Here is a 13,056-nt window from a genome sequence, read left to right as displayed (position 1 = left end):
AGTATGAGCAAATTATTTGGTGTTTAAGTATGGTTCGATGAAACCAGATTTTGTAATCACATGTAATCGCACCCTTTATTAATCCAATAAAAAAGACCACTTTCAAAATGGTCGTCTTTCTTACTTTCCTATTCATTTAAAGAGCCAAAAACAGCGGGTGAAATTTTATTGCTAATTCACTGGGGTGCAAAGGCTAAAATTGTGTTGATTCGTAAATATTCCATTTATACAGTCTTAATAACAATCGATAATTTATAGTTTGCATGCTCGTTTAACCTTTCCAAAAATTCATCTAATATATCATTAGATGGAAATTTGCATTCGAGCAGGTAACAACTATCTCCACTGATTTTATAGTTATGTATTACGTATTGTTCATGTGTTTTTATGAAAGACAGATACGGTTGATGATAAGTGTTTTTTGTATAGATATTAATTATCGCGTGAACAACATAACCCATTTTTTCTTGATTGATTCTAATGGTATATCCCTCAATAATGCCATTATCCTCTAATTTCGCAACTCTAGCTGAAGTAGCTTGTCCAGTCAAATGGACTTTCTCACCCAATTCTTTCATCGTGATACGACTGTTCTTGGATAGTTCCTCTAAGATACGAATATCCGTGCTATCGAACATTTATTCAACTCCTTTCATTAATCAAGTAAAACGACAAAAAGACTTGATTTCATCTATGTATTCGTTATTGGTCATAGTATAAGCTATACATAGCTCAAAGAAAAGGAGTTAGGTTCATATGAATATACAACAAATTCGAAATGCTACACTCGTAGTACAATATGCAGGGAAGAAGTTTTTAATTGACCCCTTTTTAGCAGATAAGGGTACTTACCCACCTTTTCCCGCTTTAAGACAAGATAATAATCCGTTAGTGAGCTTACCTACATCAATTGACAATATCATTAATAATGTAGATGCTGTAATTGTAACTCATCTACATTTAGACCACTTTGATGATGTTGCCAAAGATGTATTGCCAAAAGATATAAAAATGTTTGTACAAAACGAAGAAGATGCAACAGAAGTTAGAAACGCTGGTTTTCTAAATATAGAAGTGTTACAAGAAGATACCTCCTTTGAAGATATCCAGTTAACTAAAACAAAAGGTGAACATGGAAGAGGAGAGATATTAAAATTGCCATTGATTGGCAAAGTGAGTGGCGTTGTCTTCAAGCATCCAAATGAGAAAACGTTATATGTAGCTGGAGATACGGTTTGGTATGAAGCTGTTCAGGAAGTAATCGAAACACACAAACCAGAAATCGTTGTTGTAAATGGAGATGTCCAATTACTAGAGGGCGGTTCTCTAATAATGAGTAAAGAAGATATCTATGAAGTTTATAAGGCTGCCCCTTACGCAAAAATTATTGTTGTCCATTTGGAAGCTCTAAATCATGGGGCATTATCAAGAGAAGAATTAAAAAGCTTTATTCATGAAAAAGGAATTTCTTCTCATGTTTTAGTGCCAGATGACGGCGAATCATACTCATTTTAAGGTGAAAATGGACAGACATTGTAGCTTTAATCTTAAAGAAGAGAAGAGATAATTTAAGATAATGCTATTAATGGGAACGGGTTGAACACCATCCACTTTATGGACATTATGTATGGCTGAATCAAGTTGATAAATGTTTTGGCAAAGGACATCCTACAAAGCACGGGATGTCCTTTTTTAGTTTATTCTCAATCTTTAATAGGATTATATAATATAATATTATATTATATTTTTCCCATTAAATAGACTTGAACCATTTCTTAAACTATCCTCCCGTTTAGCTGACATTCCCATAAGGATTGCGAATGACAATATCAAATAAAAGAAATACTGAGTCATTTTCTCACTTCCTTCTCGGAAAAGAGTTTTCTAAGTTGTTTGGTTTCAGCTCTTCTTCAAGTATCCTGCCCAATACTTTAACAACAAAAGGAACAGCGTTAGCACACTGCTCCTAAACAATCGTTCCCGTAGCGTATACACTACAAACTATACTAACACCTTACATATTTGCGTTTGAAACCAAGCTGCCCTCTATCAATATACTTTTGAATATTTTCGAAAGCAAGCAGGATACTACTTTTTTTCTTGCCCCGCCTGACTTCGACTGGGCCTACTGCCTTCGCGGTTTCAACGGCCTTATCATGGAGCGGCAAATATGAAATCCCGACTGTGTAGATAAAATTATTCATCGCGGATTTTGTTCGATCTGGAGAATCGTGAATCTTATTTTCCACCTGATCAAGCATACTGGCAATCTTGCTTTCGCTAAATTCACCGTCCGGGCGATTACCCAAAAGCCAGCAGTAACAGCTCCAGCCCGCCGACATTCTAAGTTCTTCACCGCTTGCGATCCATTTATCGGCAACAACTTGCGCAATATCGGTTTCTGCCAAAGTTACTGCAACCACATAATCGGACAGCATATAAAAATACGCCGCATCCATCCAACGTTCAAAATCCGCCTCAGTCATTGTCATTGGATCCGCAATGATGCCCGCAAAATACATGGCATCGTAGTTACCGGTGGCGTAAAGTTGCTCGGCCAAAGGCTGATTTTTCTTGATTTTCTTTGCGAGCGGCTTCATTTCGCCTGTAGCTACGCCAAAAAGCGGCTCGTGTGCACCATTGCTTATGTAAGTCTTTTTGATTCGTTCCTTACCGAGCGCTTCCAGTTCCTGCATTACCATATCGAAATCCATCGATTTGCACTCCCCTCCTTTATAATCATACTCACTTCATTGTAACCATCTAGCTTATATTCCTTATCAAGCAATGCTTTAACTTGATGAAAAAATCAAAAGCAGTTTACCATTCCAGAGAAGTTTGATCAAATACATTTTCCCTGAGTACTCTTGGTACAATTAAACCTAAACCTTGCTCTGAAGCTAACGAGGGAGCGGAATTATTTCTTTCATTATCGTTCTCCACAACATGTACAAACATATACTTTAATCAACTAAACATGGTTGAGGAGAAGTATCAATGAAAAAAATATTTACTATATGTATCACACTCTCTATTCTAATTATCACTACTATCTCAACTTGGTCTTCATCCAAGCTAGTTGCCAAAGATGACGCGATAAAAGTTGCAACAGATTTTTTGGTTCATAACTATAATGTAACTCAATGGAAGATAAGAGACGTTCAACTAAGATATTTCGGAAATTCAAAAGAACAATGGGAAGAATGGCATATAGTTATTGAAAGTCCAACAGTTATTAAAGAATGGGATATCGAAGTTAAGAATCATGAAATAAACATTGATGCAGAGTCAGGCAAGATTCTCTACTACAACTCTGATGGGTTTGTTCCTAAATTACAAAGTAAAAAATGGTGGATCTTTTGGTGGTAATTTAAGTTGCATTAGGGTTAAGACATAACAACTAAACTCACAATAGCACAATAGGCTGCCTTCGAATGGCAGCCATTAATTTATTCCGTGTTAATCAAGTATCGACTCCCGTTAGCGTTCAATAACATAAACGTTATTTTTTGAGGTTTTCTTTCATTAGAGAGGCAATCTTTTGTTCATCCTCACTCGAAATCCGTTCCAGTTGATTGATGACAAGTTCTTGTCGGTCTTCTGGATGGTTTTGACTTAACTTTGCTTTGCCCTCTATCTTGTTTATTTTTATTTTAAATCCTTGAACACCTTTGTTCATTCCAGCAATAAAGTCAGCGTCTACATCTTGCAATCTATATGGGCTATCAGTTGCTTCATACTTCAATACCATCTCATGTAAGGAATCCATCAACTCTTTTTCATCCTCAATAAGTTCAACTTCTCCGTATACATGAACAGTCACATAATTCCATGTTGGCACTGCTTTATTCGTCTCGTACCATGAGGGAGAGATATAGCAATGAGGACCATGAAAAACGGCTAATACCACTTGATTACTAATATCTTTCCATTGCGGATTCGGACGAGCAAAATGCCCATATAAATATTTGTTCTCCTTATCCAAAATTAAAGGTAAATGAGTAGCGAATGGTATTCCGTAGTGTTGAGAAAATAGGGTCGCAAAGCTATATTCTTTTATTACGTCATAAGCAATTTTTACATCTTCAATTTGAAAGTGCGAAGGAATATACATAGTTCCCACCTCTCGGTTATTTTCTTTTTTTAGAATAAATACCACGTTATACCATTTTTGAGAGGAATTAAACCCATCACCGTTGAAGTTAAGTGTTAACATGCAGAAAGGTGCGATTTATATGAACTACCTCAAATACGTTAACACCAATACATCAGAGTGGAAAACAATTAGTGATGGTGTAGAGCAACTGGTACTTCGTTTAGAACCCGACGAAGGTCGATTTCTTGTCCGATTTGCACCCGGTAAAGGTTATCCTAAACACAGACATCCTGATGTGGAGGAAGTATTCGTAATAGAAGGAATCTACTCAGATATGGGTAAGGAGTATGAGGCTGGCTCGTACCTATACTACCCACCTAATAGTGTTCATGCCCCCATCAGTCCATCTGGATGTACGATTATGGTTATGTCTCACAAAAAGCCAGAACTATTAGAGGAGTCCGATTAACGATAATCGGCTCCTTATTTTTGTTATTACTGAGGTAATCTCCCGTTAACGGAATAAAAAAAGGGATGAATATACATAATACCACCTTTCAAAAAAAGTTATATGAGTGTTTTGGTCATTATAAAGTCCATTTGTTCTTCATCACCCATATAAAAAGAGTGGGCTCCAGTTTGAACAAACCCCATTTTCTTATAAAAAGCAATAGCATTTTCATTTTTTTCCCATACGCCTAGCCAGATTTTCTTTTTATTACGTTCCATCGCAATTTCCATAGCTTTATTTAGCAGATATTTACCAAGCCCATGTTTTTGAAATCTGTTCTTTATATAAATCCTCTCGATTTCAAGTGATTCATCACCCATTTCGTCAGACTGAGCATCATTGGTATTGACCTTTAAATATCCAGCGACTTCATTATTAAAATAAACAAAAAAGAATTGCGAAGAAATATTGGATAATTCTTTTTCTAATTGTTTTAAGTTAAATGCCCTTTCCAAATAGGCATTCATATTTTCGGGTGAATTCTGATGCTTAAATGTCTCATTAAATGTTTCATAACTAATTTCTTGAAGTTTGCGTGAATCTTCAAGGGTACACTTTTTTATATTTATAGTCATTTAATATGTCGCTCCTTTATATAATCAATAATTTCTCTTGTTTCCCTTTTTTACAAATTCCCAGTCTTTTTCTATATTTTTTCTTACTCTTTGAAGAAGATTGAAAATGGTTTCTACTTCTCTTTCGGAAAATCCCTCTAATGCAACGATATTGGAATAATCATTTTCTCTTTTTATAAAAGGATAAACATTTTTCCCTTTCTCTGTTGGAAAAAGTTTTTTAATTTTTTTGTTGTGTTTATCTTCTTTCTTTTCAATAAAGCCATTCATTTCAAGTTTTTTTATAGCACGAGCTGCTGTTGTTCGATCTACTTTTATCATCTCAGCTAACTTTTCTTGAATGATTCCTGGGTTTTCACATATTCGCACAAGGTACAAATACTGCCCTTTTGTAAGGTCATATTCTTTAAATTCTATATTACTTATAGAATCTAATGCCCTTGCTATCATTCCAATTTCACGAAGAATTTCCTTCATAATTAACTCCTTAGTACATATTTTTGTTGCAAATGCAATAAAAATGACATATATTAAATTTAACCTAACTTTGTTGAGTTTGCAACAAAAAAATAATGATAAAGAGGTCGAGTAAAGTGAAATATGTTTTTTATGTATTAGGAATTTTAATATTAACCCTTGGTATTTCTTTCACTATACAATCAGACCTTGGAACTTCACCTTTTGATGCACTTTTGGTAGGACTGTCCATAAATGTGGGGCTTACTGTGGGAAGTTGGGAAATAATAATAGCTTTCATATTGATATGTTGTAATTCATTTTTAAAAAGACAAAGACCAGAAGTTTTGGGGTTGTTAACAGCATTTATAACGGGTATTGGTATTGATATGTGGCTTTTTTTATTGCACAATTTGATAACACCTGAACTATGGTACAGCAAAGTTGTTTGTTTTGGAATCGGCTTAGTTGTTATAGGATTAGGAACTGCAACATATTTACACACGAATTTTGCACCAATTCCAGTTGACCGATTAACATTATTCATACAAGAATTAACTAGAACAAATATATTTTTTTCGAGAACATTCATTTACCTCGTATTCTTGATAATGGCAATCATTTTAAATGGACCAATTGGCGTTGGAACTTTATTAACCGTTTGTTTAGGGGGCCTAATACTTAATTACTTTATGCCATTTACTAAAAAAGTATTAGACCGCATATTAACACACTCTAGTACATCACCAAATTATGATAAAGATAAAAACCATTCAATATAGAATGCTTTTTATTTTTCTTGTTCAACTAACCTCCCGTTAGCCGAGTAAAAAGAAAAAGGATCGGGAGTGCATCTTATGTCTCTCTCGACTCCCGTTACTTTAAGTGTATAACTTCACAATCTAGCTTTTATAATAGTTCCTGTTCCATTACTTAATTAAAATAGAAGTTGCCGTAACCACTAAGAAAAAGTCAACAATAATGGCAACTGAGAAATTTTTATATTTAGATATCATATTGACTTTTAAATTCGATAATCTCATCAACAGCTTGGTGATACCCACCCGATTTTTGAAAGGATTCCCTAATATTTGCAACAGCTTTATGGAAAGATGGGTGGTTTAACACATGATCTACGGCTTCACGTAGTTGATTTGCAGTCAAGCTTTGCATTTGTAATTTAATACCGGCTCCGATGTTGGTAACTTTTTCAATTATCGGCTGGTCCGCGCTTTGTGGGATTACAATTAGCGGAACCCCGTATTCCACAACCAAACATGGAATCGTGGATGATGTAATCAAAATGCTCTCCTTTGATCTGTTCAAGAACTCTAGGTATGACGATATCTGCCGTAAGTAAAAGACCGTTGATTCTTTCTAGTAAATAATTTCTTCCACCTGAGATAAAGGCTTTTATAAATTTTTGACCGTCAAATGTTCGTACAGTAGCTCCAGTCTTCTCAATACGCTCTCGAAAATCTTCTATTGTAAAGTACACTACCTCTTCTCCACGCGAAATAAGCTCTTGCACAACTCCAATAGTTGGATTGATATGTCCTTCTGATCCACCATTAATAAATAAAACACGTGCCATTTCTACCGCTCCTTAGATAAATTGTTCTCTAAAATGTGTAAGAGTAAGGGTCACTGTCTCATACCATTGCTCAACTCTGGAATTAAATTTATCATAGTACAATAATTGAAAATCTCAAAATTTTAATCACCATATTATTCCACTATTCTCCCTTTAGTTGAGTAACAAAAAAACGGCTGCCATCGCAAGCAACCGCTTTTGCACTATAGAATCCCGTTTAGCACAATAACTTGTTTATAATTACTGCCTTTAATTTTCTTTTTTCAGTCTCCTGGATAACCTTTTCTTTTTATTGATAATACCATGCGAATATTTTCGATATTTAAGTTTTCGTTTTGTAGGCAATACTATACGAATATTACGTGATTTAGATGTTCTTTGACTACCCGTCAAATATAATTCGATTGTTCCATCGCCGGGAGCGAAAGGATTAGAACCGTTACGGAAAAGGTGTTCGTCAAATCCTCGCCTTCTACAGGTGGTGCCGGGCTTGCATCTCGCTATCCAGCACATATCAAAAGCCACACTAGGGACATCGGTAAAGTCGTCACCACCCCACACATTTCCGAAACTGTCATGGGCGTGCAAGTAAAAAAAATGCCCAGCGACACGTCCTCCATAAACCAGGGCTGTCCTACCAGCCGGGATATTGTACCAACCTCTCTTTGCCAATCCTCTATGATAAGCGACACGTCCTCCAAAAACCTGCGCTGTCCTACCAGAACAGCCTTCATTAGGGTAGCCGATGGCAACAGATACCGTGTTGGGGGTAGAGTTGCGAACAAAAAGAGCCATTATTGTCACTCCTTTGTTGAATCATTGATTTTTCTTATATATCTTATAAGTTTTTTTCAACAAAGGAAACCGGACGAAAATGGATTTTCTAACCTATTAATACACAAAATGAACAAGGAAATAATATTTAATATATAGTCAATATATATCTACTAACCTATTCAATAATCCTGCCCTTCCCTCCATGCAGCGCAAAATCAACGTGCACCACAGAGAATGAAAATGGGCTTTCAGTGCCCATACTGCTACTACGGCTGGCGAGGAAGGTCGATGCGCTATGGTGCCATTAGAGCCCATCCTTTAGTCTGACTCCAGCGACCACGGTGCACCACTGAATGTTGCTCCCTTGCGGAAGCACTCATGGTAGATTAATCCTATTCTGGTTGTTGCACCAGCCTCCAATCATCAGAGCCGTAGAAAGGATCATTTCAATGGAAGTAATCATTGAACGAGCATGTGGGATGGATGTCCATAAAGACAACATTACAGCATGTATCATGACACCAAAAGGAAAGGAGATTCAAACATTTTCAACGAAGACTGTATTTCTACTACAGCTAGTGGATTGGATTAAGCAACATGGATGCACTCATGTTGCCATGGAAAGTACAAGTGTATATTGGAAACCCATTGTGAATTTACTAGAAGCGGAAGATATTGAATTTTTAGTGGTGAATGCTCAGCACATTAAAGCTGTTCCAGGACGTAAAACCGATGTGATGAACTGGAACTCGCTCTTAGGGGCTATGTAAGCCCTCATCAACGACTCATGATCAAAACCATATTAACTCACATTGATTTTTTAACAGAGCAGATTGAAATGCTAGATCAAGAAGTCACACAGAGAGTGAGCTCATACCAAGAAGATGTAGAACGGCTCGATTCTATTCCTGGCATATCTACACGCATGGAAGAGCAAATTTTAGCTGAAGTTGGAACGAATGTTAAAGACCAGTTCCCCAGTGCACCTCATATGTGTTCATGGGCTGGACTATTTTCAGAAGATCAGCATCCTCAATTCCCAAAATCTCTGCCACTTGTTTCTTCGTCTTACCTTGTAATCTCATTTCTACTGCCTGCATTTTTAACTCAAAACTATATGTCTTAAATTTCTGTCCCAATAAAGATGCACCCCCTAAAGTATTATGGATTTTCCCTAGGAGTTTTTCCACTGTCTACTTTAAGGGGTGCACACTAGGAGAATTAATAATTATTACATTATTAATTCTAAAAGTTCCTTAGTCATATGGCTCCCCAGTTGTTCGGATCTGCAGATTGTTGAATTCTCCGTTAGAGCCCTGTGAAACCAAGGTAATTCCCGCCAAATGTTTCCTCCCTTTCCACCTGGACCACTTGATCGAAAGCTTGGAAAGCTGCTTTACAACTTCACTTTGATTTTGTGAGAGTTCCATATCCATTCGAAACTAATTTAATTTTTTAATGACAATAGAAGCGTTTACGTTTGCCTGTGTGCCTCCGATCGGAGTCGTAAGGCCAACCGCTGCATTAGAACTATGATTTCGAAGGGTAAGAACATCGCCCGCTTCTATAGTGAATATTGCTTGACCGTTGTTTTGCTGCGTTCCGGCACCTGAAGCATATATGGTTCCCGGAACCAGAGTGGTCTCATTTAAAAATAGTGCAAATTGACTCTCTTCTGTACCTGACACGGAGAAAGTAACCTCGTAAGTACCCGCATTAACAATTTGAATCGAATCGGATCCAGGCAGATGCAAAATTCCAGCTGTAAGGAGACCATTTGAATCAAAAATAACATCCTCCTCTAGCGCAACTACTTGTTCACTTAAGTTGTAAATGTACGCGAATTCGGATAACCCGCCTGCAGGTCCAGGAGGACCGGGAGGACCAGGAGGGCAGTTACAAGGAGGTAAAACTCCCAAAAAAATCACCTTCCTTTATTGATTTGTATCCATCATATGCATCTTAATAGAATGGTGACTTCCACACATTAATCATTTTTTGTAATTGCTCAAAAAACCATGAATGGCTCTTTAATCCGATAAAAATCTAATGGTTTGAATACCACTTATATGGGCAATTCCATTCTACTCAGTTCTTCGCTCATGTTTCAGATACGTAGGCTTCTTTTGATGATGAAAAAGAAATAAGTTAGCGAAAACAAAGTAAAATATTTAGTAAAAGACTCCTTACATGATACCTAAAAAAAAACCAGAAGTTCAACACAAAGGTTTTTCTCCATCTCTTTAGGATGATAAAAAGAACAGACGTGAGTCACATCAGTATGAGAAGAAAACGGTGTTGGACATTACTGGGTGTGATATATGTGTCCGTACCACTTTTTGATGCATCACAAACATATTAATAAGCTATCATTTTGAGAGCAGATAGTTAGCGTATTCAATCGGTCTCGTGAATGCGTAATATTGATTTTGTAAAGAGTGCGGAAACGGAAGTGGATTCACTTCAAAAATCCAGGGATGCCCGTTTTCATCCAAACCCATATCAATTCCCAAATCTGCCATATGATATCCGGATTTATCGAATGCCTTGCAAATCTTTAACCCAAGGTCCACAATAGCTCTCTCCATATCAATTTCAAAGAACATTTTCTCCAAATAGTCGATACCTAAAACCCATTTGAGTGTATGGGCGATGTGGCTATCATTGGTGGCGACACGGAATAACAAAGTAGACACTTGCCATTCACCCTTATGATTCTTATTCATGTGAAGCCGTACATCGGTAGCCATTTCCGCCAATTTCACAGTTTGAATACTTTGCTGAATGATAAAGGACTGATTGGGTAATCTCGCTGAAAACCAATCCCAAAAGTCTCTGAAAGAATCGAATTCTTCACTTATCATTTCACCGTTTTGTAGATAGATCGCCTCAATGTTCCTTGCCTTTTGTAATTTTACACGAACAATCCCCTTACCAGAATGTCCATTGACTGGTTTCAATAACACATCTTCGTAGTCGCACAAAAATTGTTGCATATCAATTTCATTTTCTAATTTCCTTGAATCAGGAAGATGATCGCATAATTCGTTATACACTTTCAATAGATTCCAACATTCCCATTTATCGAATAGGAGATTATTGAATATTTTACGACCAATAATTTTCTCTATACGGTTCACAATCTTACGATCCGCATGACATTGCATAAAGATGACATCAGGAAAGGGAAAAAAACCCTGTTTTTGTTCTATTTGACCCTTTTTCTTTTCCAAACAATCTCCTCTGCTTTTTAACTGCCCAAAATTCAAGTCCAGTATACGGAAAATGAGAAGGGTTGCATCCTCTGGATACAATTGAAGCCTTCTTTTCACTATATTTTTGAATTCTGGTTTAGCATTGGATATGCAGATTCCAATAAGGGGAGGTCCTTTTTTAAGCCGCTCCACCCTCACATTAAAAATATTCAAAAAAAACACCCCTTTAAAGGTAAACGACTTTGTATAAATATGTTATCGTAATTTCAGTTTGCACCTGCAATGTTGGCAACATAAACAGGACTCTTCTTCTCTGTATTCTCCGCAACACCATCTCGTTCGCAACCTCAATGACAGCAATTACTATCTTGCTTTTCCCATCCAGAACCGAAATCGCGTCGTTAAGGATTTATCCCTACGCAATTTGGTCCACTACCTACTGGAACCGTGGCTATGACGGTATTGGAAAGTCCGCTAATGACCGAGACAGTGTTACTGTCTCTATTTTCCACGAAAATTCGGTTCGTGAAAGGATTTACTCCTACGTCGGCTATTTTGTTTAATATTTGGAAAAAGCCGATTTTAATCGGCGAAGAACTTGAAGTTTTAAGAAATGACTATTCCCAAAATAGCTATACCTACAACTCTAATCTAGATGATTGTTATACCGTGAACTAAATGCCAACCATCCAAAAACAATAAGGACTCATTTTCAACAATGAAAAATGATTATTTCACAAAAAATTCAACTAAAATTGGAGTTGCGGGATCGAGTGCGTCACCATTTGGAATTGTGATTTCAGCGGTCGTAACAGTTGAGGAATTACCTTCCTGAATCATACAGTTAATGTAAAGATTGTAATAAGCAAATGACGCTGGGAATGCGGGGTAGCAGCTACACCTTCGTTGTTAGTGAACGCTATAGCAAGAATATTGTATCCAGTTCCGTCTCCTGCTGTGGCTTTAAATCGTATGCTAGCGAGAAAGGGGGTGACTATAGCCACTGTTTTAACCTCCTTCTTTAGCCTAATTACATAACCCAGATTATCGGAGATCCCTAATCTTTTTCTCTATTTTTTATATGTTGACAATATCTGGACATCCATGAACGAAAAGAAATAGCAAAGCCGTCCTAAGGATTGACCCCTACTGAAATGGACGAGTTCCGACCAAAACGGTAGCAATCACCGTATTGGTTGCACCATCAATCACGGAAACATCGTTACTAATAAAATTTGCTACATAAATGCGATTGACTGATATTGATCCAGGAAGACCAAGGGGACCAGGAGGTAAAACTCCCAAAAAAATCACCTTCTTTTAATGATTTGAATCCATCATATGTATCTCAATAGAAATGGTGATTTCCACACATTAATTACCGTTTTTTTGTAATTGCTCGAAAACAAGTACATTTAGAAAAGTCAAGGTATAAACCTTAAATGTCTCTTTAATCCGATAAAAATTGAACGGTTTGAATATCATCTATATGGGCAATTTATTAACATTCTACTCAGTTCTTCTCTCATGGTTCAGATGCGTAGGCTTCTTCTGATGTAGAAATAGAAAGAAGCAAGCGAATTCAAAGTAATATGTTTGGTAAAAGACTCCATACATGATACCCCAAAAAAACAAACCCAAGAAGTTCAACAGGTTTTTCTCCAACTCTTCCGGATGATTGAAAAGAACGGACGTAATTCGTGTCTATATGAGAAGAAAATGGTGTTGGACATTGCTGTGCTGGGTGTGATATATTTGTCACAAACTGGTAGAAAATTGTAGAGTGGGGGACTGGTTTCCCAGTCCTCCCTCATCAAACCGTACGAGCGGTT

The 13,056-nt window shown here is 36.9% G+C and carries 16 protein-coding genes and 3 pseudogenes; 6 read left to right on the top strand and 13 right to left on the bottom strand.

The window, feature by feature from the left end:
- Positions 1-224 precede the first annotated feature (224 nt).
- Positions 225-638, bottom strand: a complete 414-nt coding sequence (locus ABLT31_RS37445; RefSeq protein ID WP_367760813.1) for an Lrp/AsnC family transcriptional regulator — start codon at positions 636-638, stop codon at positions 225-227.
- Positions 639-756: 118 nt separating this feature from the next.
- Here ABLT31_RS37445 and ABLT31_RS37440 point away from each other — a divergent pair, with 118 nt between their 5' ends.
- Positions 757-1,515 (top strand): MBL fold metallo-hydrolase, encoded by a 759-nt coding sequence (locus tag ABLT31_RS37440; protein WP_367760812.1) that lies wholly within the window; start codon positions 757-759, stop codon positions 1,513-1,515.
- A gap of 491 nt (positions 1,516-2,006) precedes the next feature.
- Here ABLT31_RS37440 and ABLT31_RS37435 read toward each other — a convergent pair whose 3' ends face one another.
- The gene (locus tag ABLT31_RS37435; RefSeq protein WP_367760811.1) at positions 2,007-2,714 is read right to left on the bottom strand and encodes a DNA alkylation repair protein; all 708 of its coding nucleotides are present in this window, start codon (positions 2,712-2,714) and stop codon (positions 2,007-2,009) included.
- 283 nt (positions 2,715-2,997) lie between these two features.
- Between ABLT31_RS37435 and ABLT31_RS37430 the strand changes: the two genes are divergently transcribed.
- Positions 2,998-3,369 carry a hypothetical protein gene (locus ABLT31_RS37430; protein WP_367760810.1) on the top strand — a complete coding sequence of 124 codons (372 nt, stop codon included), beginning with the start codon at positions 2,998-3,000 and terminating at the stop codon, positions 3,367-3,369.
- Positions 3,370-3,502: 133 nt separating this feature from the next.
- On the opposite strand, the gene ABLT31_RS37425 is transcribed toward ABLT31_RS37430, so the two are convergent.
- Positions 3,503-4,114, bottom strand: coding sequence for an FMN-binding negative transcriptional regulator (locus ABLT31_RS37425; RefSeq protein WP_367760814.1), 612 nt, complete (start codon positions 4,112-4,114; stop codon positions 3,503-3,505).
- Positions 4,115-4,214: 100 nt separating this feature from the next.
- On the opposite strand from ABLT31_RS37425, the gene ABLT31_RS37420 reads away from it, so the two are divergent.
- Positions 4,215-4,565, top strand: coding sequence for a cupin domain-containing protein (locus tag ABLT31_RS37420; protein ID WP_367760809.1), 351 nt, complete (start codon positions 4,215-4,217; stop codon positions 4,563-4,565).
- A 98-nt stretch (positions 4,566-4,663) separates the two neighbouring features.
- Here the strand turns inward: ABLT31_RS37420 and ABLT31_RS37415 are convergent, their stop codons facing one another.
- Both ABLT31_RS37415 and ABLT31_RS37410 read right to left on the bottom strand, forming a co-directional pair.
- Positions 4,664-5,182, bottom strand: a complete 519-nt coding sequence (locus ABLT31_RS37415; RefSeq protein WP_367760808.1) for a GNAT family N-acetyltransferase — start codon at positions 5,180-5,182, stop codon at positions 4,664-4,666.
- Positions 5,183-5,206: 24 nt separating this feature from the next.
- Positions 5,207-5,659, bottom strand: a complete 453-nt coding sequence (locus ABLT31_RS37410; RefSeq protein WP_367760807.1) for a MarR family winged helix-turn-helix transcriptional regulator — start codon at positions 5,657-5,659, stop codon at positions 5,207-5,209.
- 116 nt (positions 5,660-5,775) lie between these two features.
- Between ABLT31_RS37410 and ABLT31_RS37405 the strand changes: the two genes are divergently transcribed.
- Entirely contained in the window at positions 5,776-6,420 is a 645-nt protein-coding gene (locus tag ABLT31_RS37405) for a YczE/YyaS/YitT family protein (protein WP_367760806.1), read from the top strand.
- A gap of 223 nt (positions 6,421-6,643) precedes the next feature.
- Here ABLT31_RS37405 and ABLT31_RS37400 read toward each other — a convergent pair.
- Positions 6,644-7,232, bottom strand: a pseudogene (locus ABLT31_RS37400) (glycosyltransferase).
- A 249-nt stretch (positions 7,233-7,481) separates the two neighbouring features.
- Positions 7,482-8,027 (bottom strand): DUF1036 domain-containing protein, encoded by a 546-nt coding sequence (locus ABLT31_RS37395; protein ID WP_367760805.1) that lies wholly within the window; start codon positions 8,025-8,027, stop codon positions 7,482-7,484.
- A 431-nt stretch (positions 8,028-8,458) separates the two neighbouring features.
- On the opposite strand from ABLT31_RS37395, the pseudogene ABLT31_RS39145 reads away from it, so the two are divergent.
- Positions 8,459-9,021 (top strand): annotated as a pseudogene (locus ABLT31_RS39145) (IS110 family transposase); the annotation flags it as partial.
- A gap of 430 nt (positions 9,022-9,451) precedes the next feature.
- Here the strand turns inward: ABLT31_RS39145 and ABLT31_RS37380 are convergent.
- The 3 genes from ABLT31_RS37380 to ABLT31_RS37370 form a co-directional block, all read right to left on the bottom strand.
- Complete coding sequence (locus tag ABLT31_RS37380) at positions 9,452-9,937, bottom strand: BclA C-terminal domain-containing protein (protein ID WP_462976591.1); 486 nt, start codon at positions 9,935-9,937, stop codon at positions 9,452-9,454.
- A gap of 441 nt (positions 9,938-10,378) precedes the next feature.
- Positions 10,379-11,437 (bottom strand): YheC/YheD family protein, encoded by a 1,059-nt coding sequence (locus ABLT31_RS37375; protein WP_367760801.1) that lies wholly within the window; start codon positions 11,435-11,437, stop codon positions 10,379-10,381.
- Between the two features lie 188 nt (positions 11,438-11,625).
- A complete protein-coding gene (locus ABLT31_RS37370) occupies positions 11,626-11,736 on the bottom strand; it encodes a hypothetical protein (protein ID WP_367760800.1) in 111 nt (36 codons plus the stop codon).
- On the opposite strand from ABLT31_RS37370, the gene ABLT31_RS37365 reads away from it, so the two are divergent.
- Positions 11,702-11,902 (top strand): hypothetical protein, encoded by a 201-nt coding sequence (locus tag ABLT31_RS37365; RefSeq protein WP_367760815.1) that lies wholly within the window; start codon positions 11,702-11,704, stop codon positions 11,900-11,902. The two genes, ABLT31_RS37370 and ABLT31_RS37365, sit on opposite strands and share 35 nt — an antisense overlap.
- A gap of 51 nt (positions 11,903-11,953) precedes the next feature.
- Here the strand turns inward: ABLT31_RS37365 and ABLT31_RS39140 are convergent, their stop codons facing one another.
- From ABLT31_RS39140 to ABLT31_RS37355, 3 genes and pseudogenes are all read right to left on the bottom strand, one after another.
- Positions 11,954-12,064, bottom strand: coding sequence for a hypothetical protein (locus tag ABLT31_RS39140; RefSeq protein WP_462976590.1), 111 nt, complete (start codon positions 12,062-12,064; stop codon positions 11,954-11,956).
- Complete coding sequence (locus tag ABLT31_RS39135) at positions 12,061-12,228, bottom strand: hypothetical protein (protein ID WP_462976589.1); 168 nt, start codon at positions 12,226-12,228, stop codon at positions 12,061-12,063. The genes ABLT31_RS39140 and ABLT31_RS39135 overlap by 4 nt, the downstream gene beginning before the upstream one ends.
- A gap of 128 nt (positions 12,229-12,356) precedes the next feature.
- Positions 12,357-12,484: pseudogene (locus ABLT31_RS37355) on the bottom strand (YVTN family beta-propeller repeat-containing protein); the annotation flags it as partial.
- Positions 12,485-13,056: the final 572 nt, after the last annotated feature.

Source organism: Ammoniphilus soli (assembly GCF_040813775.1).
This window is presented reverse-complemented; position numbering and strand designations above follow the sequence as displayed.

Coding starts and splice junctions, on each gene's coding strand:
- ABLT31_RS37440 (WP_367760812.1), top strand. CDS start 757: ATGAATATACAACAAATTCGAAATGCTACACTCGTAGTACAATATGCA.
- ABLT31_RS37365 (WP_367760815.1), top strand. CDS start 11,702: ATGACCGAGACAGTGTTACTGTCTCTATTTTCCACGAAAATTCGGTTC.
- ABLT31_RS39140 (WP_462976590.1), bottom strand. CDS start 12,064: ATGATTCAGGAAGGTAATTCCTCAACTGTTACGACCGCTGAAATCACA.
- ABLT31_RS37395 (WP_367760805.1), bottom strand. CDS start 8,027: ATGGCTCTTTTTGTTCGCAACTCTACCCCCAACACGGTATCTGTTGCC.
- ABLT31_RS37420 (WP_367760809.1), top strand. CDS start 4,215: ATGCAGAAAGGTGCGATTTATATGAACTACCTCAAATACGTTAACACC.
- ABLT31_RS37445 (WP_367760813.1), bottom strand. CDS start 638: ATGTTCGATAGCACGGATATTCGTATCTTAGAGGAACTATCCAAGAAC.
- ABLT31_RS37410 (WP_367760807.1), bottom strand. CDS start 5,659: ATGAAGGAAATTCTTCGTGAAATTGGAATGATAGCAAGGGCATTAGAT.
- ABLT31_RS37425 (WP_367760814.1), bottom strand. CDS start 4,114: ATGTATATTCCTTCGCACTTTCAAATTGAAGATGTAAAAATTGCTTAT.
- ABLT31_RS37435 (WP_367760811.1), bottom strand. CDS start 2,714: ATGGATTTCGATATGGTAATGCAGGAACTGGAAGCGCTCGGTAAGGAA.
- ABLT31_RS37430 (WP_367760810.1), top strand. CDS start 2,998: ATGAAAAAAATATTTACTATATGTATCACACTCTCTATTCTAATTATC.
- ABLT31_RS37415 (WP_367760808.1), bottom strand. CDS start 5,182: ATGACTATAAATATAAAAAAGTGTACCCTTGAAGATTCACGCAAACTT.